Below are 20,637 nucleotides of genomic sequence, written 5' to 3'. Positions count from 1 at the left end.
GCCACGGCCTTTAGTCGTTCAAGGCAGATACGATAGCACGAGGCCGAAGATGGCACAGGCGAGCAGCAATTTGATGGTGCCGACCTGATAGTTGATCAGCGCCACGCTGGCCGTCACGGCGATGGCGATCGCCAGCCAGTCCCAGTGCGGCAGCGCCAGTTCCAGCCGGAACACATGCTGGGCGAAGAACAGCGCCAGGCTGGCGATCACGCCGACCACGGCCGCCGAGACGGCGTTCAACGGCGCGTCGAGGTGCAGATTGCCGCGCGTCGCTTCCACCAGCGGCGCGCCGGCAAAAATGAAAACAAAGGACGGCAGGAAGGTGAACCAGGCCGTCACCAGCGCGCCGCATAGGCCCGCCAGCCACAACTGGTCGCCGAACAGGGACTGGCCCCAGGCGCCGACAAAGCCGATAAAGGCGACGATCATGATCAACGGGCCGGGCGTGGTTTCGCCCAGCGCCAGGCCGTCCATCATTTGTGCGCTGCTGAGCCAATGATAGTGGTCGACGGCGCCCTGGTGCAGGTACGGCAGCACGGCGTAGGCGCCGCCAAAGGTCAGCAGCGCGGCCTTGCTGAAAAATACCGCCATCTGCGCCAGCGGCTGCCCGCGTCCACCGAGCCAGGCCAGCAGCAGCCAGGACAGCACGATCATCAGCAGGCCCAGCAGGGACGTCATCAACAAGCGCGGCCAGCCGAAGCGCGCGTGGACTGGGCTGGGAGTATGGTCGTCGATCAGGGCCGGTCCATGGTTTTGTTTGCCGCCATGCCTGGCGCTGCCGGTATGGAACTGCTTCGGCAGCAGATAGCCTCCTGCCGCGCCCAGCACGGCGGCGCCCAGCACGATCAGCGGAAACGGCAGCTGGAACACGGCCAGGGCCAGCAGCGCGAGCAAGGCGATCAGCTGCAGGCCGGGCGTGCGCAAGGTGCGCCGCCCCAGCCGCCAGGCGGCCGCCAGCACCAGCGCGACGACGGCCGGCTTGACACCGTACAGTACGCCGGCAATTGCGCTGACATGCCCGTAGGCCATGTAGATCCACGACAGCATGATCAGCAGCAGCAAGGACGGCAACAAAAACAGCAGACCGGCCACGAGTCCGCCGCGCGTGCGGTGCATCAGCCAGCCGATATAGATGGCCAGCTGGGTCGCTTCCGGGCCCGGCAGCAGCATGCAGTAATTGAGCGCATGCAGAAAGCGCTGCTCGGAAATCCAGCGCCGCTTTTCCACCAGTTCCGCATGCATCATGGCGATCTGCCCGGCCGGGCCGCCAAAGCTGACGCAACCCAGCTTGAGCCAGTACCAGAAGGCGCTGCGCAGGCTGACAGGCTCGGGGGCAGGGATGGCGGCTATGGCGTTCTCGTGCATGGTTGGCAAAGGCAAGGGATATAAAAAAAGGGGAAGCCTGAGCTTCCCCTTTCATGGTCTGCGCTGGGCGAACCCGCCGCGCTTATGGACGCTGCGTGTTGACCTGAATCAACGGCTCATCCGACTGCGGCGGCAATGGCTTGCGTTCGCGCGGCTTGCGCACCGGAGCGACGGCCTTGGCGGCCGCTTCGCGCGCCAGGCGCAGTTTTTCCGGATCGGTGGCGGCCAGGGTCAAACCGGCAGAACCGAGTACGGCGCTGAGGTCCAGCGGCGCTGCCACGGCGGCGGCAGGCGCAGGAGCAGGAGCGGCGATTTCCGCCACTTCCGCCACCGCTTCGGCGACAGGCGCGGCCACTGGCGCCGCTGCCGCTACAGGAGCAGGCTCGGCAGCAATCTCGACTGCCGCCTCGACCACGGCAGGCGCTTCGGCAAGCGCTTCGGCAGGCGCTGGCGCTGGTGCTTGCACCGCTTTTTCAGCAAAGCTGTACTCGGCCGCTGGCGCAGGTTCCGCTGCGGCTGGCTCAGCTTGCGCTGCAGCAACGATGGCTTCCACCGGCGCTGGCGGCACGATCACTTCGGCTGGCGCGGGGGCTGGTTCAGCGGCTGCGGGGGCAGCCTCGGCGACAACTTCAGCGACCGCTACTGGCGCCGCTTCGACGGCCACGGGCGTCACCGGCACCACTTCAGCCACATCGATCACTTCCGTTACCACGGCAGCGGTCGTCACGATGGCGGCGGGCGCCACGTCATCGGCGGGAGCGACCGTAAAGCTGACGGCCGGCGTTTCCTGGCCATCGTTCTCGCCGTTTGCCGATTCGATCAGCTCGCCCGTTTCGCGGTCGCGGCGGTTGCGGTTGCGGCCGCCACGACGACGGCGGCGGCGCGGTTCTTCGCCTTCGCCTTCGACATCGCTGTCGTCGCCTTCAGGGCCGGCATTCACCGGCGCCTTGACCAGGCTGGTCAGGGCTGGCGCGTCGGTCTCCGGACCGTTGACGGCACCCGTCGCCGGTGCGATCAGGTTGACCGGCGTGGCAATCGCGCCCACGGCGGCCAATTCCTCGGCCTTGAACTCTACCTTGACGTCTGGCTTGAACTCGGCTTTCACTTCGGTAGTGACTGGCTTGTCGGCGCGCGGTTCGCGCGCTTCACGCGGCTGGCGTGGCGGACGCTCGGCACGGTCTGCACGTTCTGGCCGCTCGGCGCGCTCAGGACGCTCGCCGCGTTCCGTGCGTTCGCGTGGCACCGCTGTTGTCAGCTCGCCGGCTTCACGCGGTTCGCGTGGCGGACGGGGCTGGCGTGGCGGACGCGCGGCTTTTTCCAGTGCTTCGGCTGCCGCCTCGTCCGCTACCGGACGGATCTGGCCCGGTTCGCGTTCCTCGCGGCCCGGCTTGCCATTGCGGCCGCGGCCACGCGGGCCACGGCTGTTGCGGTCGCCACGGTCCGGCGTGCCGGTCGGTTTCGCCGGTACCACCGGTGCGGGGGCGCTTGCCACCGGTGCCTGCGGGCCGTTGAAGAAACTGACGACCTTGGCCCAGAAACCTTGCGGCGCAGGCGGAGCAATGACGGGCGCCGGTTTGACTTCCACCGGTTTGCGCTCCACCATCGGTGCTGGCTGGTCAGGGGTGATCGTCTTGACGACGGCTTCCTGGCGCGGCTTGGCTTCTTCCTTCTGGCGCTTGCTGTAGGCCATGTCGGTTTCGGCGCTTTCGGCCAGGTTGTAGCTGGCCTGGCTGTCTTCCAGACGCGGATCGTCGTGCTTGATGCGTTCCAGTTTGTAGTGCGGCGTTTCCAGATGCTTGTTCGGGATCAGGATCACGGCGATGCGGTGGCGGTTCTCGATTTTCAGTACTTCGCCGCGCTTTTCGTTGAGCAGGAAGGCACCCACGTCCACCGGCACCTGCACGTGGATGGTGGCCGAGTTTTCCTTCATCGCCTCTTCCTGGATGATGCGCAGCACCTGCAGGGCGGACGATTCGGTATCGCGGATATGGCCGGTGCCCGAGCAGCGCGGGCAGGTCACGTGCGAGCCTTCGGACAGCGAAGGGCGCAGGCGCTGGCGCGACAATTCCATCAGGCCGAAGCGCGAGATCTTGCCCATCTGGACACGGGCGCGGTCATGGTGCAGCGCATCCTTGAGGCGTTGTTCCACTTCGCGCTGGTTCTTGGCCACTTCCATGTCGATGAAGTCGATCACGATCAGCCCGCCCAGGTCGCGCAGGCGCAGCTGGCGGGCCACTTCTTCGGCCGCTTCGCAGTTGGTGTTAAACGCTGTGGTTTCGATGTCGGAGCCGCGCGTGGCGCGCGCCGAGTTGACGTCGACCGAGACCAGCGCTTCGGTGTGGTCGATCACGATGGCGCCGCCCGATGGCAGCGGCACGGTGCGGCTGTAGGCCGTTTCGATCTGGTGTTCGATCTGGAAGCGCGAAAACAGCGGCACGTCGTCGCTGTAGCGTTTGACGCGATGCACCATGTCGGGCATCACGTGGCTCATGAACTGGTGGGCCTGGTCGTAGATCTCGTCGGTATCGATCAGGATCTCGCCGATATCGGGCTGGAAGTAGTCGCGAATGGCGCGGATCACCAGCGACGATTCCTGGTAGATCAGGAAGGCGCCATTGGCCGACTTGCCGGCGCCTTCGATGGCACGCCACAGTTGCATCAGGTAATTCAGGTCCCACTGCAGTTCATCGACGTTGCGGCCGATGCCGGCGGTGCGGGCAATCACGGACATGCCTGCCGGCAGGTCCAGCTTGTCCATGGTTTCGCGCAATTCCTGGCGCTCTTCGCCTTCGACGCGGCGCGAGACACCGCCACCGCGCGGGTTGTTCGGCATCAAGACCAGGTAGCGGCCGGCCAGCGAGACGAACGAGGTCAGGGCGGCGCCCTTGTTGCCGCGCTCTTCCTTTTCGACCTGGACCATGATTTCCTGGCCTTCGCGCAGCGCTTCCTTGACGGACGCGTTACGCACGTCGACGCCTTCACGGAAGTAAGTGCGGGCCACTTCCTTGAACGGCAGGAAGCCGTGGCGGTCTTCGCCGTAGCTGACGAAGCACGCTTCGAGCGAAGGCTCGATGCGCGTGATCACGCCCTTGTAGATATTCGATTTGCGCTGTTCGCGCCCGGCTGTCTCGATATCGATGTCGATCAGCTTTTGTCCGTCGACAATCGCTACGCGCAGTTCTTCTTGCTGCGTGGCATTAAACAACATGCGTTTCATTTTTATAACTCCGCGACCCGTGGGCCATCTCAAAGCCGCTTCCTGGGAAGCGGCGAAAGTACAGGGATATACGCGAGAACGGGAGTGTTGGCGGGGGGAATGCCTTGGCGTGCGGAGCAACAACGTAATTACGTTACGGCCGCAACGGGGCGCATGAGGTCGATCGACATGCCGAGTGACATGACACTTGCACTCATCTGATGCAGCCCGGTTATTACGGGAGCAGAGAATGCAGGCGGTCAGCAAATTCAGAGCCAAAGCGTAAGCCGGCTCACCTACTGGAATCGCGATGGCGAGGCTTGGCCTCAGCCTATTCATCGACAACCCTCAATAGTGTGGCTTCATACGGGGTTTGGCGAAAACGGCAAGCGTTATCAACTTCATCAACCCGCGAGCCCGACTCGATAAGTCGCGCTAACGGGTACTTATCCTTTTAATCCAGATCACTCTCTTCAGCATCCTCACGCTTATCCGATTACAACTACGGTGCAACCTTGATGGGCGCGAGGGTGGTGCGTATACGATTTTTTTCCACCGAATTTGCAATTTGGCGAGGCCGGTGGAGACGCCCCTGTGTAAAATGTGCTTTTATTCTTACACCAGCAGCAGCCAGGGCCGCAGCAAAAACAATTATATATTCAAAATGAAGGACTTAGAGAGATTTCTGGGAAGACATAGTAAATGAAGAGTCAAAATGATGTTGTTCCCCCTTCAACACCCCCGGTTCAGCCGCAAGCCCAATTCGTCACCATCGCTGAAGAAGAAGCAGGTCAGCGCATTGATAACTACTTGTTAAGAGTTTGCAAGGGCGTGCCTAAAAGCCACATCTACCGGATTTTGCGCTCGGGAGAAGTGCGGGTCAACAAAGGCCGTATCGACCAGCTGTACCGGCTGGCCGAAGGCGACGTGGTACGCATACCACCGGTGCGCGTGGCCGAAAAAGCGGCCACCGGCGCGCCGGCCGCCGAGTTCAAGATCATCTTCGAAGATGCGCACATGCTGGTGATCGACAAGCCGGCCGGCGTGGCCGTGCATGGCGGCTCGGGCGTGTCGTTCGGCGTGATCGAGCAATTGCGGGCGTCGCGGCCGGACGCCAAGTTCCTGGAACTGGTGCACCGGCTGGACCGCGACACCTCGGGTTTGCTGTTGCTGGCGAAAAAGCGCTCGGCGCTGACCAACCTGCACGAGCAGATGCGCGACGGCGTGACCGACAAGCGCTACCTGGTGCTGGTGGCGGGCGACTGGAAAAATGCGCGCCAGCATATCAAGCTGCCGCTGCACAAATATACGACGGCCGAGGGCGAGCGCCGGGTGGCGGTGCAGGCCGATGGCCTGGCCTCGCACACGGTGTTTTCCTTGTTGCATAAATATCACAACTTCGCGCTGCTGGAAGCGGAGCTGAAAACCGGCCGCACCCACCAGATCCGCGTGCATCTGTCTTCGTCGGGCTTTGCCATCGCCGGTGACGACAAATACGGCGATTTCGCCCTCAACCGCGCGCTGTTGAAAGCCGACGCCACGCGCGGCGCCCTGAAGCGCATGTTCCTGCACGCGCACCAGATCACCTTCGTCCATCCTGAAACGGGCAAGACGATGACCCTGAACGCACCGTTGGCCGCCGAGTGCGAGCGTTTCTTGGTAAGCTTGGGCAAACCACTCGCTGTTGCCACGCGTTAAGTATCTTCGGCATCGTCGGTACGTCAGGTACCGCCGGACGACTCACGAGGTCGTCAGCGGTCAACTTTTACCACTCAAGGAGCCGGCGGCTGAATCGTCGGGAAAAATGGCAAGAAAGCAATTTGATCTGATCGTCTTCGATTGGGACGGTACTTTGATGGACAGCACCTCGACCATCGTCCGCTGCATCCAGGCGGCGGCCAGGGACTTGCACTTGCCGGTGCCGACTGACCTGTTGGCCTCGCACGTGATCGGACTGGGTTTGCAGGAGGCGATGCGGGTCGTGATGCCTGGCGTCGAGGCCAAACACCACGCGCGCATGGTCGAACGCTACCGCTATCATTATCTGTCGCGCGACCATGAGCTGGTGCTGTTTGACGGGGTGCAGGAAATGCTGCTCGACCTGTCGCAAAACGGTTACTTCCTGGCCGTGGCCACCGGCAAGAGCCGCGTCGGCCTGAACCGCGCCCTGAACGCCGTCAAGTTGCTGTCGCTGTTCGATGCCACGCGTTGCGCTGATGAAACCTTCTCCAAGCCGCATCCGGCCATGCTGCAGGAACTGACGCGCGAGCTGGGCCAGGACATGCGCCGCACCGTGATGATCGGTGACACCACCCACGACCTGCTGATGGCGAACAATGCGGGCGCGGCCGGCATTGCCGTCGAATATGGCGCCCATCCCGTGTCGCAGTTGCAGGAATGCAAACCCCTGTATTCGGCGGCGAACGTGGCGCAGCTGCATCAATGGTTGAGCGAGCACGCATGATGGCTGGCGTACAAGAAACCCCGATCTGCGCCGCCGACGCCGTTACCGAAGGCGGCAAGGGCGTGCGCTTTCCCGTGCTGGCCGGCGGCGAAGCGACCACCGGCTTCGTGGTGCGCTACGATGGCAAGCCGTATGGCTACCTGAACCGCTGCGCCCATGTACCGATCGAGCTGGACTGGGCCGAAGGCGAGTTTTTCGAATCGAGCGGCTTGTATCTGATGTGTTCGACGCATGGCGCCATCTATGTGCCGGACAGCGGCTTGTGCGCGGGCGGTCCGTGCAAGGGCGGCCGTTTGCGGCCGATCGCGGTTGCCGAACGTGAAGGGCAGTTGTACTGGCACAGTGACGATTACGTCACGCCGCGCGAGGCATAGGGTCGGGCGCGGCCATTTAATAAAGTGAATCATGAGCGATAACATCAATGACAAGCCGGCTGGCCTGCCAGCTGGCGCTGGCAACAGTCAATGGGAGCGCACGGTGCTGGAAAAGCTCGTGTTTGCCACCGTGCAAGAGCAGCGCGCGCACCGGCGCTGGAGCATCTTCTTCAAAATCTTCAGCCTGCTGATCGTGCTGTTCGCGCTGTGGGTGTTTTATGACTACAACAATATGGGCGATACGGAAACCCTGGGCCGGCATACGGCGCTGATCGATATCAGCGGCACCATCGAGTCCGAAGGCAGCGGTTCGGCCGCCGTCGTGATCCCGGCGCTGGACAAGGCGTTTTCCGACAGCGGCTCGGTGGCGGTGGTGCTGCACATCAACAGCCCTGGCGGCAGCCCGGTGCAGGCCGGCATGATCGTCGATGAAATGCTGCGCCTGCGCAAGGGCTATCCCGACAAGCCTCTGTATGTGGTGGTCGATGAAATGTGCGCTTCGGGCGGCTATTACATCGCTGCCGCAGCCGACCGTATCTATGTCAACAAGGCCAGCGTGGTCGGCTCGATCGGCGTGCTGATGGATGGCTTCGGCTTTACCGGCACGATGGAAAAAGTCGGCGTCGAGCGCCGCCTGCTGACGGCCGGCGAGAACAAGGGCTTCATGGACCCGTTCAGCCCGCTGAACGAGAAGCACAAGGCGCACGCCCAGGGCATGCTCAATGAAATCCACCAGCAATTCATCGAGGTGGTGCGTGCCGGACGCGGCAAGCGCCTGAAGGAAACGCCGGACATGTTTTCCGGCCTGTACTGGACCGGCGCGCGCGCCGTGCAGATGGGCCTGGCCGACGACTTCGGCACCGTCGACAGCGTGGCGCGCGATATCGTCAAGGCCGAAGATATCGTCGACTACACGCAGCACGAAGGCCTGCCGGAGCGGGTGCTGAAGAAATTCGGCGCTGCGATGGGGGCGGGCGCCATCAAGGCGGCCGTGCAGCAAGCCCAGCCGTCGCTGCGCTAAGGGCTGGCAGAGAAAAATTTTCAATACCCGGGCATTTGACCTTGAAAATCTTGCCGCATGGGGTATATTGAAACAGTAGTTCTTCTCAAGGGAGGGTGATATACATCAACAACAATGTAGTCAGTGCGAACTTGATCTGTATGTCTTGGAACTACTTGCCGTATCGACGATGCGGTTTTGAGTGAATTTATATTCCTCACTAAAGTCCCGATGGGACTTGGGAGCGGCGGCGCAATGCCGCCGTTTCCTTTTGCTCTGTAATAATGGTGATGCTGCGTGACTTGGGCGGATATGCGGGGTTTGGGCATGATATCGCGCTGAGCTCAGGCGGTACAGTTATGGCAGCAAGCGGCGGGCAGCCCCTGCTCCTGTGCCTTGGTATCCGTTGCGCCGTGCGACGCGGTGGCCTGGCTGGCGGGGCCGGGGCATTGCGCTTCCTCGCTGGACTGGGCAAAGCCGCCAGCGGCCAGCCAGCACAGGAAATGGCGCTGTGCGGCGGCATGCCAGGCGCTCTGGCTGGGTGCCATGGCCGGACAATTTGCATGCTCCGGCTTGCTTGCCGCGACGTCGCCGCGCCAGCGCGCCACGCTCAGTCGCACGTGATGCATGGCGCCCTGTGCGATGGCGAGACTGGTGCGCATCTGAGTGATACTGCCCTCCAGGGCGATGGTGTCTGTCGGTGTCATCTGAATATCCTTCTCGGTTACTGCCTTAATTCCTAAAGTGCATTAGGCGAATTCCTAATGAGGTTTCAGTTTAGCAATGCGTTTTTCTTGCTGTTTGACATATCTCAAAAAAAGCCATTGCCTGAACGAAAAACAGTCATTGTACTTCGCCATATTTGTGCGCGAGCCTCGTCTTCACGCCATAGGCCGCATCTGTTAAAGTCACGCCCATGAGCAAACTATCCCTAGACCGCATCCTGCAATCGCAGGGTTTTGGCACCCGCAAGTACTGCCGTTCGCTGATCGACGATGGCGAGGTCGTCATCGACGGCGTGACCCAGACCAATTACCGCACCACGGTGGAGACCGATGGCCTGGTGCTGCACGTGTTTGACGAAGAGTGGGCCTACCGCCAGCACGTGTACCTGGCCTTGTACAAGCCGGCCAATTTCGAGTGCTCGCGCAAACCGAGCCACCATCCGGGCGTGCTGACCTTGCTGCCGGAACAATTTACCTGGCGCGAAGTGCAGCCGGTCGGCCGGCTCGACCACGATACCACCGGCATGCTGCTGATCTCCGACGACGGCGCGTTTATCCATGCACAATCGTCGCCGAAGCGCCACGTGCCGAAGATTTACCAGGCCACTACCCAGGAACCCGTCACCGATGAACTGGTGGCCTTGTTGCTGGCCGGCGTGCAACTGCACGATGAGCCGGCGCCGCTGGCGGCCCTGGTCTGCGTCAAGCGCGGCGAGCACCAGCTGGAAATCGTGCTCGAGCAAGGAAAATACCACCAGGTCAAGCGCATGCTGGCCGCCGCCGGCAACCATTGCACGGCGCTGCACCGCAGCGCCATCGGCAGCCTGACCCTGGAGTCCCTGGGCATCGAAGAAGGCGAATGGTGCTACCTGACGCCGGAGCAACTGGCCCTGCTGGCCTGAGCCACCCTGATGCGCCGCAAAGCCGGGTGTGCCCGGCTGTTGGGCGTCTTTTGCCCGTATCTGACAAAGTTTTCCTTACATGAAATTAGCAACACTGAAGGACGGCACGCGCGATGGCCAGCTGGCTGTCGTTTCGCGCGACCTGAAAACGGCGCACCTGGCCGATGGCATCGCACCGACCTTGCAAAAAGCGCTCGACGACTGGACCTTTATCGCGCCCCAGCTCGACCTGCTGTACCAGACCATCAACAGCGGCCGCGGCCACCGCGCGTTCGACTTCGACCCGGCCAACTGCATGGCGCCCTTGCCGCGCAGCAGCCAGCGGGTGGCGGGTGCGGCCTATTTGCAGCGGATCGAGCGCGCCTGCAAGGCGGCCGGCCAGGACATCCCCGGCGACCTGCGCGAGGCACCCCGCCTGGTCCAGGGCGCCAGCGACACGTTCCTGGGTGCCCAGGATGCGATCGAACTGGCCTACGAACAGTGGGGCATCGACTACGAAGCGGGGGTGGCCGTCATCACCGACGACGTGGCGCTGGGCGCGACGGCCGACCAGGCGCACCTGAACATCAAGCTGCTGATGCTGGTCAACGACATCAGCTTGCGCAACCTGCAGCCGGCGGAACAGGCCAGCGGCTATGGACTGGTGCAAGCCAAACCGGCCATGGCCTGTTCGCCGGTGGCGATTACGCCGGACGAGCTCGGTGATGCCTGGCGTGGCGGCAAGGTGCATTTGCCGATACGCTGCAGCCTGAACGGCAAGTTGACGGGACAGCCGCACGCCGGCGCCGACATGGCCTTCAATTATCCGCAATTGCTGGCCCACCTGTGCCAGACGCGTCCGGCCCGCGCCGGCAGCGTGCTCAGCGCCGGCGGTGTCGCCAACAAGGAAGTCAAAAAAGGCTTTTCCAGCATCGTTGAGCGACGATGCCAGGAATTGCATGCCGATGGCGTTATCAGCACGCCCTACATGTTGTTCGGCGACACGGTGCGCATCGACATGCTGGGAGACGACGGCAAATCGCTGTTTGGCGCCATCGAACAGGCGCTGAAACAGGCCGACACCCGGCGCGCGCGTTGAGTTTTCTATCGGCAACTCGAAATGCAGGGGATTTATGCCCCTGTTCGCTGCATGGACATCCTGTGCGAACGGCAATAATACGGCTTGTTCAGTCCATCATGCGCCAGTGCCGGCCGCAGGACTTCACCGGAGTTGATTGATGTCGGACGACAGCGACGCAGAAAAGACCGAATCGGCGTCACCGAAGCGCCTCGAGCAGGCGCGTGAGGAAGGCGACGTTCCGCGATCGCGCGAAGTGGCGACGTTCACGGTGCTGATGGCGTCGGGTTGCTGCCTGTGGTTTGCCGGCGACGCCATCGTGCGCCGGCTGACGGCCGTGATGGTGTCCGGCCTGACACTGGACCGGGAACAGATCCTCAATCCGAACCTGATGATTTTGCGCGTCGCCAACGATGTGACTTCCGTGCTGCTGACGTGTCTGCCGTATGCGGTGGCGATCATGGTGGTGGCGCTGGCCTCGCCGCTGCTCGTTGGCGGCTGGCTGTTCAGCTCAAAAGCATTTACGCCCAATTTCGGCAAGCTCAACCCGATACGCGGCCTGGGCAACATGGTGTCGAAGAACGCCCTGGTCGAATTGCTCAAGGCGCTGGCCAAGACCCTGGTGGTCGGGTTTGTCGCCTGGCTGGTGATGCAGCATCACAAGGATGCCGTGCTGGGCCTGTCGGTCGAAGCGCTGCGCGCCGGCTCGGCTCACATGATCAGCCTGTTGATCAGCGCGTTTCTGTTTATCGTCGGCGCGCTGGGCCTGATCGCTGCCATCGACGGCCCGTACCAGATGTGGCATTACGCCAACAAGATGAAAATGACCCTGCAGGAAGTCAAGCAGGAAGCCAAGGAATCGGACGGCAATCCGCAGGTCAAGCAGAAGATCCGCCAGTTGCAGCACGAGATGTCGAAGCGCCGCATGATGGCCGATGTGCCGACCGCCGACGTGGTGGTGACCAATCCGACGCACTATGCGGTGGCGCTGAAATACGGCGAGAACTCGCGCGGCGCGCCGCAGGTGGTGGCCAAGGGCGCCGATGAGGTGGCGGCGAAGATCCGCGAACTGGCTGGCGAACACAAGGTCGCCATCCTGGAGGCGCCGGCCCTGGCCCGTGCGCTGTACAAGCACACCGAGATCGGCGACGAGATTCCCGAAGCGCTGTATGGCGCGGTGGCCGAAGTGCTGGCCTATGTGTTCCAGTTGCGCAGCTATGGCAAGGGCCAGGGCCAGCGCCCGGACAAACCGAAAAAGCTCGACGTGCCACCCGAACTCGATCCGCACCACCCCGCTTCGCAGATCAAGCCCGCGCCAGACGCGGACAAGAACAATAAAGGAAGTACACCATGAACGGCTTGAGAATGCCAGCCTGGCTGAGCGGCATGAACGGCAATGCCAGCAAGGGCATGGCCGCGCCGATCATCATCATCATGCTGTTGTCGATGATGGTGCTGCCGTTGCCGGCGTTTATCCTCGATATCTTTTTCAGCTTCAATATCGCGCTGTCCATCATCGTGCTGCTGACGGCCTTGTATACCGTCAAGCCGCTCGACTTCATGGCTTTCCCGACGATTCTGCTGGTGTCGACCATGCTGCGCCTGTCGCTGAACGTGGCGTCGACGCGCGTGGTGCTGACCGAAGGCCATACAGGGGCGGACGCGGCCGGTAAAGTGATCGAGGCCTTCGGCCACTTCCTGATTGGTGGCAACTATACGGTCGGTATCGTGGTGTTTATCATCCTGACCATCATTAACTTTACCGTCGTCACCAAGGGCGCCGGCCGTATCGCCGAAGTGGGCGCCCGCTTTGCCCTCGACGCCATGCCCGGCAAACAGATGGCGATCGACGCCGACCTGAACGCCGGCCTGATCGTCGAGGACGAAGCGCGCCGCCGCCGCACGGAAGTGGCGCAGGAAGCGGAATTCTACGGCGCCATGGACGGCGCCAGCAAATACGTGCGCGGCGACGCCGTTGCCGGCATCATGGTCACCGTGATCAATATTGTCGGCGGCCTGCTGGTCGGCCTGATCCAGCATGACATGGGCTTTGCCGACGCGCTGAAGAACTACACCTTGCTGGCCATCGGTGACGGCCTGGTGGCGCAGATTCCATCGCTGATCATTTCCACCGCGGCCGGTATCGTCGTCTCGCGCGTGGCCAGCGACCAGGACATCGGCACCCAGCTGGTGGGCCAGCTGTTTGCCAAGCCACAAGTGCTGTATATCACCGCCGGCATTATCGGCGGCATGGGTCTGATACCCGGCATGCCGAACATGGTGTTCCTGCTGCTGGCCGGCGCCCTCGGTGGCTCGGCCTATATGATCACCAAGGCGGCGCAGAAGAAGAAAGCCGACGCGCAAGCGCCGGCCGAGGCGCCACAGGCCACCGTGGCGCCGGAACAGGAAGAAGCGAGCTGGCAGGACATCATGCCGGTCGACACCCTGGGCCTCGAAGTGGGCTACCGCCTGATCCCGCTGGTCGACAAGTCGCAGGGCGGCGAATTGCTCAAGCGTATCAAAGGCATCCGCAAGAAATTCGCCCAGGAAGTCGGCTTTCTTGCGCCGCCCGTGCATATCCGCGACAACCTGGAACTGAAGCCTTCCGCCTACCGCATCACGCTCAAGGGCGTGGAAGTGGGCGTGGGCGAAGCCTTCAATGGCCAGTTCCTGGCGATCAATCCCGGCATGGCCAGCGGCAGCCTGCCCGGCGTGGCGACCACCGACCCGGCTTTCGGCCTGCCGGCCACCTGGATCGACGGCGCCCTGCGCGACCAGGCCCAATCGATGGGCTATACGGTGGTCGACGCGGGCACCGTGGTGGCGACCCACCTGAATCACCTGATCACCTCGCATGCTTCCGAATTGCTCGGCCGCGCCGAAGTGCAATCGCTGCTCGACCACCTGGGCAAGGATGCGCCGCGCCTGGTGGAAGACCTGGTGCCGAAGATGCTGTCGCTGTCGACCCTGCAAAAAGTGCTGCAGAACCTGTTGATGGAAGGCGTGCATATCCGCGACATGCGCACGATTATCGAAACCCTGGCCGAGCACACGGTGCACACGCAGGACCCGACCGACCTGACCGCCCTGGTGCGCGTGTCGCTGGGCCGGGCCATCGTGCAGCAGTTGTTCCCGGGCGCCGCCGAATTGTCGGTAATGACGCTGGACAACCGCCTGGAACGCCTGCTGATGCAGGCCATGGGCGCTGGCGGCGACGGCGCCGGCATCGAGCCAGGCCTGGCCGACACCATTGCCCACCAGGCCGGCCTGGCCGCGCAGCAGCAGGAAGCGATGGGTTTGACGCCGGTGCTGCTGGTGCCGGCGCCGCTGCGCGCGCTGCTGTCGCGCTTCCTGCGCCGCGCCTTGCCGCAACTGAAAGTGCTGTCGCATGCGGAAGTGCCGGAAACCAAGACCATTCGCGTCACCAGCCTGGTTGGCGCGCAATAGTTGGCAAAGTTAATACCGGGGTCAGACCCTAATGCCGCGAACGCAGAGGCTTGCACAGGCAGGCGAGCGTGTCTGAGCCCAGCCCTTGCTTTTGGGGTGAATTAGCCAATTTCCTGACGGCAAATTGAAATACGGCCCATTTCCGGTTCTGTTCCTTCTATCATTTCTTTGGCGCATCCCCAATAATGGAGGCTGTCCGAGTGATCCGTGTCCCATCTGGGAGGCATCGCTCACGCAACAGGAGTCGAAGATGGTCACACAGTTCAGCCAGGAACACGCCAAGCCAGCCATGGGAGTGTGGTCATGAATGTGAAAAAATTTACCGCGCCGACCTCGCGCGATGCGCTGCGCAAGGTGCGTGAAGCGCTCGGCCCGGACGCCGTGATCCTGTCGAATCGCCAGGGCGATGGCGTGGTGGAAATCCTCGCGCTGGCCAATGACGATGCCGCCTCGCTCGCTTCGCCGCCGGCCGCCTCGGAAATGTCGCAGCCGCGCCCGCAGTTGCAGACCCAGTTTGCCGTGCCGCAGCGCCCGTCCGCGCCGGCTCCCCGTCCTGCGCCGGCGCCTGCCGAAGGCCTGGACCTGGCGCGCATGCAGCAGATGATGACCAGCGCGCTGGCGCATGTGAAAAAGCACGCCACGGCCGATATCGACGGCATGATGAATGAAATCCGCGCCATGCGCGGCATGATGGAAACCCAGCTGGCCGAAATTTCCTGGGGCGCCACCCAGCAGCGCGAGCCGCAAAAAGCCGTGGTGCTGCGCGAAATGCTGGCGGCCGGTTTTTCGGCCAGCCTGGCGCGCTACCTGATCGACAAGCTGCCGGCCGGCCTCGATGGTGCGCAAAGCCTGCGCTGGATCAAGACCGTGCTCAGCCGCAACCTCAACACCATGGCCAACGAAGACGCGATGCTCGAACAAGGCGGCGTGTTCGCCCTGGTCGGCCCGACGGGCGTGGGCAAGACCACCAGCACCGCCAAGCTGGCCGCGCGCTGCGTGATGCGCCACGGCCCGGAAAAGCTGGCCCTGATTACTACCGACGCCTATCGTATCGGCGCCCACGAGCAGTTGCGCATCTACGGCAAGATCCTCGGCGTGATGGTGCATTCGGTCAAGGACGAGGCCGACCTGCGCATCGCCCTGAAGGAACTCAAGAACAAGCATACGGTGCTGATCGACACGGTCGGCGTCAGCCAGCGCGACCAGATGGTGACGGAGCAGGTGGCGATGCTGTCGGGCGCCGGCGCCGACGTCAAGCGCCTGCTGTGCCTGAACTCCACCGCGACCCAGGAAACCCTCAACGAAGTGGTGCGTGCCTACCAGGGCAGCGGCCTGGCCGGCTGCATCATGACCAAGCTCGATGAAGCGGCCTCGATCGGCAATGTGCTCGACGTGGTGATCCGCCAGAAACTCAATCTGTTTTATGTGTCGAATGGCCAGCGGGTGCCGGAAGATTTATACCTGGCTGACCGCGGCTACCTGATCGACCGCGCTTTCAAGCTCAAGCGCGATAGCGCGGCGACCCAGTTTTCGGACGACGAACTGCCGCTGCTGATGGCCCAGGCCGCCAGCCGCAACAACGAAGCGCGCGGGGTGCACGGTGGCTAATTTTGATTTCGACCAGGCCGAAGGCTTGCGCCGCATGCTTGCCGGCGTGCAGCCGCGCGTACTGACGTTCCTGTCGGCCACGCCGCAGGACGACAAGGGCGCGATGATGGTCAACCTCGGCGCGTCCCTGGTCCATGCGGGCAATGAAGTGCTGCTGCTCGACGCCAGCACCAGCGGCGACGGCGTCGCTTCGCGGCTGGGCCTGGCGCATGGCGCCAGCCTGCTCGACGTGGCGCGCCAGCAGTGCGGCCTGAACCAGGTGATCCACCAGGTGCCGCAAGGCTTCGGCGTGGCCAGCCTGGGCGCGCGCGACCACTTGATGGATGGCCCCGGTTATGCCAGCGAGGACGAAGCGCGGCGCCTGGCCAAGACTTTTGAAGTGATGGCGCGTCAGGCCGGCATCGTGCTGGTCGATGGCGACATGAGCATGGCCGGGCAGGGTGGCGCCTGCTTCCCGGTACCGATGATGGCCAGCGCCGATATCGTGGTGCAGGTCTCGACCAGCGCCACGTCGATCAAGGCTGCCTACTGCCTGATCAAGCGCCTGAACCAGGAACTGGGCCGTCGTCCTTTCGGCATTCTCGTCACTGGCGCTTCCGAAACGGAAGCAAAAGTGGTATACGATAATATGGCACAAGCGGCAAGCCGCTACCTGGCCGTGAAACTGACGTCGATGGGCTCGGTTCCGGCCGACGAATACCTGCATCGCGCGGCGCGGCTTGGCCGCAGTGTGATCGATGCGTTTCCGCTCGCTGGCGCATCGGTGGCGTTTCGCGGACTGGCTGAAAGGCTGGCCCGCTCGGCGGCGCCGGTGCTGGGCACCACCTTGTACCAGACGGGGAGCCCGCACCATTTCAGCGCCTGATGATGTTGCAGCACCCCTCACACGATAATAATAAGTAGCCTATGTACACGGTCAAAGGGAAATCGAACAAGGATCATTTGCTGACGGAGCATATTCCGCTGGTAAAGCGCCTGGCGCACCACATGAAGGCCAAGTTGCCGCCTTCGGTCGAGGTCGACGACCTGATCCAGGCCGGCATGATTGGCCTGCTCGATGCCATCACCCGCTATGAAGAGACGCATGGCGCGCAGTTCGAAACCTATGCCGTGCTGCGTATCCGCGGCGCCATGCTGGACGAATTGCGCACCAGCGACTGGCTGCCGCGCAGCATGCGCCAGAACATGCGCAAGATCGAAGAGGCGATGAGCACCCTGCAGCAGCGCCTCGGCCATCCGCCGTCCGAATCGGAGGTGGCCAAGCTGCTCAAGATCTCGCTCGTCGATTACCAGGAAATGCTGGGCGAGGGCGGCGGCCACCAGTTGGTCTACTACGAAGACTTCCACGACCCGGACGGCAATGACAGCTTCCTCGACCGCCATTGCGTGGACGAGGACAGCGACCCGTTGCGCTCGCTGCTCGACACCGATTTCCGGCAGTCCGTGATCGACGCCATCGATGCGCTGCCGCCGCGCGAAAAGATATTGATGAGCTTGTACTACGAGGAAGAGCTGAACCTGAAAGAGATCGGCGCGGTAATGGGCGTGTCCGAGTCGCGCGTGTCGCAGCTCCACACCCAGGCCGTGGCGCGCCTGCGCGCAACCTTGAGGGAGCAGGCGTGGACTGGTCCAGCGTAATCGGGCTGGCGCTGGCGCTGGCGGGCCTGCTGGTCGGCCAGGCGCTCGAAGGCGGCAAGATGGCGTCCTTGCTGCAGCCGGCCGCCTTTGCCATCGTGGTGATCGGCACCTTTGGCGCGGTGCTGCTGCAGACGCGCTTGCGCACCTTTGTGCGCGGGCTGGAAATGCTGCGCTGGGTATTTTTTCCGCCGCTTGATACGCGTGCGCAGCTGGGCCGCGACATTGGCCAGTGGAGTCTGACGGCGCGCCGCGACGGCACCCTGGCGCTCGAACGCATGATGGAAAGCACGGATGACCATTTCAACGCCAAGGGCCTGCGCATGATCGTCGACGGCATCGCGCCCGACAAGCTGCGCCAGCTGCTCGATGTGGAAATTTCCGCCTATGAACTGGCCGAACGCCAGGCCGTGAAAATCTGGGAATCGGCGGCCGGCTATGCGCCGACCATCGGCATCCTGGGCGCCGTGCTGGGCCTGATACATGTGATGGAAAACCTGAGCGACCCGAGCAAACTGGGCGGCGGCATTGCCGTCGCGTTCGTGTCGACCATCTATGGCGTGGGCCTGGCCAACTTGCTGTTCCTGCCGGTGGCCAACAAATTGAAAGCCATCGTCTCGCGCCGCGTGGTGCAGTATGAAATCACGGCCGCCGTGTTCCACGATATCGCCACCGGCGACCATACGCGCATCATCGAAGAGCGCGTGGCCAGCCTGTTGCATGAACACTGAGCGAGCATTGACCATGATGCGGCGCGCGCGCAGGAAGTATGACGAAGATCCTGACAATCAGGACCGCTGGCTGATTTCCTATGCCGATTTCATCACCTTGCTGTTCGCCTTCTTTGTGGTGATGTACGCGATCTCGCAGGTCAATGAAGGCAAGTACCGCGTGTTTTCCGATTCCATCGGTACCGCCTTCAGCCTCGACAAGGGCGCGCCGCCGATCCAGATGGAGGCGCCGCAGGCGATTGCCTTGCCCAATCCCGCCCTCAAGCGGCGCACCGAAGCGATCCGCCGCGAACGCGAACACATGACGCGCCTGGCGCAGGACCTGACCTCGACCCTGGCGCCATTGGTCAAGGAAGGCAAGGTGCGCGTGACCCAGACCAGCCGCGGCGTGAGTGTGGAAATCAACGCCAGCGTGCTGTTCGATCCGGGCGCGGCCGGCCTGACGGCGGAATCGGACCAGGCGTTGCGCGCGGTGGCCGTGTTGCTGCGCGACGATACGCATAGTGTGCAGGTGGAAGGCCACACCGATATCCAGCCGATCAGCAACTCCAGCTTTGCTTCGAACTGGGAGCTGTCGTCGGCGCGCGCCAGCGCCGTGGTGCGCCTGTTTATCGCCAGCGGCGTACAGGCGCGGCGCTTGACGGCGGTCGGTCACGCCGATAATATTCCTGTCGCCGACAACGACACGCCGGAAGGGCGGGCGCGCAACCGCCGCGTCGCCGTGACGATTCTTTCGGGCATTGCTGATACCGTGACCGAAGTGCCGACCGCGCCGGCGCCTTTGCCCGACAGGCCGCAATAATCAGGCTGTGCCTGGCCTTGCCGCTTGCTACAATCGCGGTATCTTTGTTCTTTCTTCTATTCCCATCATGAAAAGCAGTTCCCAAGGCGGCCTGGTCTACTCCACCGAAACGGGCCGCATGTGCCCCGCATGTCGCCAGCCTTTGGTGCAATGCGCGTGCAAGGCCGCCGCCAGTGCGGCACCGGTCGGCGACGGCGCCGTGCGCGTGGCGCGCCAGACCAAGGGCCGTGGCGGCAAGAGCGTGACTATCGTCAAAGGCCTGGCGCTGGACGCCATCGCGCTGGCCTTGCTGGGCAAGCAGTTGCGCACGCAGTGCGGCTCGGGCGGCACGGTCAAGGATGGCGTGATCGAGGTGCAGGGCGACCATGTGGACGCCATCATGGCCGCGCTTGTGAAACTGGGGCACAAGCCGAAACAGGCTGGCAGCTGAACTGTCACCGTGCAACGCGCCATATCCATGCGTCCACTTCATGTCGTGCTTGCCGCCGCGCTGGCGGTGCTGCTCCATGCCTGCTGGCCGGCCCCCGACGCAGCGGCCCCCGACGCAGCGGCGCCCGCCGTGCTCACGCCCACCGGGCGCGGCCTGTCGTCGTATTTCAATCTCGACGCCAGCCTGGTGCCGGTGCCTGCCAGGCCAGACGCTGCGCCCAGCCTGGAGCAGCAACTGGCGCATCTGGCCGCCAGCGGCAACCCGGACGACGCCTATGCCGCCTACCACCTGATTGACGACTGCATGATGTTCCAGAAAGAAGGGCGCCTGCCAGCGCTGGAGTTCGAGCGCGGCAGCGAGATGACGGCGGCAGAAAAGGTGGCGCAGCAGCATCTGTGTGCGAATCTGACCGAGCGCCAGAAAGCCGCGCGCCTCGATTTCCTGGCGCTGGCCGTCAAGGACGGCGTGCCGGGCGCCAGCACGCGCTTTTTCCATGAAGGCCCGTTCGGCGACCGCAGCGCCCTGCGCAGCCGGCCCGACGATCCGCTGGTGCTGGCCTGGAAACAGCAGGCGATCGCGCAACTGACGGCGCAGGCCGACCAGGCCGAATTGTCCAGCCTCAGCACCCTGATGATGGCCTACCTGAGCGACGGTGATGTCGTCAAGAAAGATGCGCCGCTGGCCTATCGCTATCTGCTGGCCTTGCGCATGGTGCATGACGATATCCTGACGCCCGGCAGCACCAACCCCTACCAGGACAACTACTGGCACTGGTTGCGCGACGAACTGACACCCGCGCAACAGGCCGATGCTGTCAACCGTGCCAACGCGATTGCCGCCAGATTTCGCCAGCATGCGGCGCGGCCGGTCCATGATTGAGCCATGATGGCGGCACCGCACG

General features: G+C 63.2%; 18 protein-coding genes. 15 read left to right on the top strand and 3 right to left on the bottom strand.

The features are described from left to right. Positions 1 to 18: 18 nt before the first annotated feature. A complete protein-coding gene (gene chrA / locus CD932_RS04590) occupies positions 19 to 1,365 on the bottom strand; it encodes a chromate efflux transporter (protein WP_094443456.1) in 1,347 nt (448 codons plus the stop codon). Positions 1,366 to 1,447: 82 nt separating this feature from the next. Further along, the gene (locus tag CD932_RS04585; RefSeq protein WP_094441598.1) at positions 1,448 to 4,582 is read right to left on the bottom strand and encodes an Rne/Rng family ribonuclease; all 3,135 of its coding nucleotides are present in this window, start codon (positions 4,580 to 4,582) and stop codon (positions 1,448 to 1,450) included. Positions 4,583 to 5,263: 681 nt separating this feature from the next. Here CD932_RS04585 and CD932_RS04580 point away from each other — a divergent pair. The 4 genes from CD932_RS04580 (at position 5,264) to CD932_RS04565 (ending at position 8,420) form a co-directional block, all read left to right on the top strand. Further along, positions 5,264 to 6,259, top strand: a complete 996-nt coding sequence (locus tag CD932_RS04580) for an RluA family pseudouridine synthase (RefSeq protein ID WP_094441597.1) — start codon at positions 5,264 to 5,266, stop codon at positions 6,257 to 6,259. Positions 6,260 to 6,365: 106 nt separating this feature from the next. Continuing rightward, a complete protein-coding gene (locus CD932_RS04575; RefSeq protein ID WP_094441596.1) occupies positions 6,366 to 7,025 on the top strand; it encodes an HAD-IA family hydrolase in 660 nt (219 codons plus the stop codon). Continuing rightward, on the top strand, positions 7,025 to 7,399 hold the full coding sequence (locus CD932_RS04570) for a Rieske 2Fe-2S domain-containing protein (RefSeq protein WP_094443455.1): 375 nt from the start codon (positions 7,025 to 7,027) through the stop codon (positions 7,397 to 7,399). The genes CD932_RS04575 and CD932_RS04570 overlap by 1 nt, the downstream gene beginning before the upstream one ends. Before the next feature lie 31 nt (positions 7,400 to 7,430). Further along, a complete protein-coding gene (locus tag CD932_RS04565) occupies positions 7,431 to 8,420 on the top strand; it encodes a S49 family peptidase (RefSeq protein ID WP_094441595.1) in 990 nt (329 codons plus the stop codon). A 323-nt stretch (positions 8,421 to 8,743) separates the two neighbouring features. Here CD932_RS04565 and CD932_RS04560 read toward each other — a convergent pair whose 3' ends face one another. After that, positions 8,744 to 9,106 (bottom strand): hypothetical protein, encoded by a 363-nt coding sequence (locus CD932_RS04560; RefSeq protein WP_094441594.1) that lies wholly within the window; start codon positions 9,104 to 9,106, stop codon positions 8,744 to 8,746. Between the two features lie 209 nt (positions 9,107 to 9,315). Here CD932_RS04560 and CD932_RS04555 point away from each other — a divergent pair, with 209 nt between their 5' ends. From CD932_RS04555 to CD932_RS04505, 11 genes are all read left to right on the top strand, one after another. Then, positions 9,316 to 10,026, top strand: a complete 711-nt coding sequence (locus CD932_RS04555) for a pseudouridine synthase (protein ID WP_094441593.1) — start codon at positions 9,316 to 9,318, stop codon at positions 10,024 to 10,026. Between the two features lie 79 nt (positions 10,027 to 10,105). After that, the gene (locus CD932_RS04550; protein WP_094441592.1) at positions 10,106 to 11,104 is read left to right on the top strand and encodes a fumarylacetoacetate hydrolase family protein; all 999 of its coding nucleotides are present in this window, start codon (positions 10,106 to 10,108) and stop codon (positions 11,102 to 11,104) included. A gap of 139 nt (positions 11,105 to 11,243) precedes the next feature. Continuing rightward, complete coding sequence (gene flhB / locus CD932_RS04545; protein WP_094441591.1) at positions 11,244 to 12,437, top strand: flagellar biosynthesis protein FlhB; 1,194 nt, start codon at positions 11,244 to 11,246, stop codon at positions 12,435 to 12,437. Next, a complete protein-coding gene (gene flhA / locus CD932_RS04540; protein WP_094441590.1) occupies positions 12,434 to 14,530 on the top strand; it encodes a flagellar biosynthesis protein FlhA in 2,097 nt (698 codons plus the stop codon). The genes flhB and flhA overlap by 4 nt, the downstream gene beginning before the upstream one ends. A gap of 303 nt (positions 14,531 to 14,833) precedes the next feature. Further along, positions 14,834 to 16,138, top strand: a complete 1,305-nt coding sequence (gene flhF / locus CD932_RS04535) for a flagellar biosynthesis protein FlhF (protein WP_094441589.1) — start codon at positions 14,834 to 14,836, stop codon at positions 16,136 to 16,138. Continuing rightward, positions 16,131 to 17,003, top strand: coding sequence for an antiactivator of flagellar biosynthesis FleN protein (locus CD932_RS04530; protein WP_094441588.1), 873 nt, complete (start codon positions 16,131 to 16,133; stop codon positions 17,001 to 17,003). Before flhF ends, CD932_RS04530 begins: the two co-directional genes overlap by 8 nt. A 41-nt stretch (positions 17,004 to 17,044) precedes the next feature. Then, complete coding sequence (locus CD932_RS04525; RefSeq protein WP_094441587.1) at positions 17,045 to 17,776, top strand: RNA polymerase sigma factor FliA; 732 nt, start codon at positions 17,045 to 17,047, stop codon at positions 17,774 to 17,776. Further along, the gene (locus CD932_RS04520; RefSeq protein ID WP_094441586.1) at positions 17,758 to 18,504 is read left to right on the top strand and encodes a flagellar motor protein; all 747 of its coding nucleotides are present in this window, start codon (positions 17,758 to 17,760) and stop codon (positions 18,502 to 18,504) included. The genes CD932_RS04525 and CD932_RS04520 overlap by 19 nt, the downstream gene beginning before the upstream one ends. A 16-nt stretch (positions 18,505 to 18,520) precedes the next feature. Next, on the top strand, positions 18,521 to 19,306 hold the full coding sequence (gene motD, locus CD932_RS04515; RefSeq protein WP_094443454.1) for a flagellar motor protein MotD: 786 nt from the start codon (positions 18,521 to 18,523) through the stop codon (positions 19,304 to 19,306). Positions 19,307 to 19,373: 67 nt separating this feature from the next. Further along, on the top strand, positions 19,374 to 19,736 hold the full coding sequence (locus CD932_RS04510; RefSeq protein WP_094441585.1) for a translation initiation factor Sui1: 363 nt from the start codon (positions 19,374 to 19,376) through the stop codon (positions 19,734 to 19,736). A gap of 27 nt (positions 19,737 to 19,763) precedes the next feature. After that, complete coding sequence (locus tag CD932_RS04505; protein ID WP_094441584.1) at positions 19,764 to 20,615, top strand: hypothetical protein; 852 nt, start codon at positions 19,764 to 19,766, stop codon at positions 20,613 to 20,615. The last annotated feature ends 22 nt before the right edge of the window (positions 20,616 to 20,637 follow it).

The organism is Janthinobacterium sp. PC23-8, from assembly GCF_002250505.1.
Classification (GTDB): Bacteria; Pseudomonadota; Gammaproteobacteria; order Burkholderiales; family Burkholderiaceae_D; genus Janthinobacterium.
The sequence above is the reverse complement of the archived record's forward strand: the minus strand, read 5'-3'. Positions and strand labels throughout refer to the sequence as shown.

Bases quoted from the DNA above. Each gene is read 5' to 3' on its own strand.
- chrA (WP_094443456.1), bottom strand. From the start codon at position 1,365: ATGCACGAGAACGCCATAGCCGCCATCCCTGCCCCCGAGCCTGTCAGC.
- CD932_RS04585 (WP_094441598.1), bottom strand. From the start codon at position 4,582: ATGAAACGCATGTTGTTTAATGCCACGCAGCAAGAAGAACTGCGCGTA.
- CD932_RS04580 (WP_094441597.1), top strand. From the start codon at position 5,264: ATGAAGAGTCAAAATGATGTTGTTCCCCCTTCAACACCCCCGGTTCAG.
- CD932_RS04575 (WP_094441596.1), top strand. From the start codon at position 6,366: ATGGCAAGAAAGCAATTTGATCTGATCGTCTTCGATTGGGACGGTACT.
- CD932_RS04570 (WP_094443455.1), top strand. From the start codon at position 7,025: ATGGCTGGCGTACAAGAAACCCCGATCTGCGCCGCCGACGCCGTTACC.
- CD932_RS04565 (WP_094441595.1), top strand. From the start codon at position 7,431: ATGAGCGATAACATCAATGACAAGCCGGCTGGCCTGCCAGCTGGCGCT.
- CD932_RS04560 (WP_094441594.1), bottom strand. From the start codon at position 9,106: ATGACACCGACAGACACCATCGCCCTGGAGGGCAGTATCACTCAGATG.
- CD932_RS04555 (WP_094441593.1), top strand. From the start codon at position 9,316: ATGAGCAAACTATCCCTAGACCGCATCCTGCAATCGCAGGGTTTTGGC.
- CD932_RS04550 (WP_094441592.1), top strand. From the start codon at position 10,106: ATGAAATTAGCAACACTGAAGGACGGCACGCGCGATGGCCAGCTGGCT.
- flhB (WP_094441591.1), top strand. From the start codon at position 11,244: ATGTCGGACGACAGCGACGCAGAAAAGACCGAATCGGCGTCACCGAAG.
- flhA (WP_094441590.1), top strand. From the start codon at position 12,434: ATGAACGGCTTGAGAATGCCAGCCTGGCTGAGCGGCATGAACGGCAAT.
- flhF (WP_094441589.1), top strand. From the start codon at position 14,834: ATGAATGTGAAAAAATTTACCGCGCCGACCTCGCGCGATGCGCTGCGC.
- CD932_RS04525 (WP_094441587.1), top strand. From the start codon at position 17,045: ATGTACACGGTCAAAGGGAAATCGAACAAGGATCATTTGCTGACGGAG.
- motD (WP_094443454.1), top strand. From the start codon at position 18,521: ATGCGGCGCGCGCGCAGGAAGTATGACGAAGATCCTGACAATCAGGAC.
- CD932_RS04510 (WP_094441585.1), top strand. From the start codon at position 19,374: ATGAAAAGCAGTTCCCAAGGCGGCCTGGTCTACTCCACCGAAACGGGC.
- CD932_RS04505 (WP_094441584.1), top strand. From the start codon at position 19,764: ATGCGTCCACTTCATGTCGTGCTTGCCGCCGCGCTGGCGGTGCTGCTC.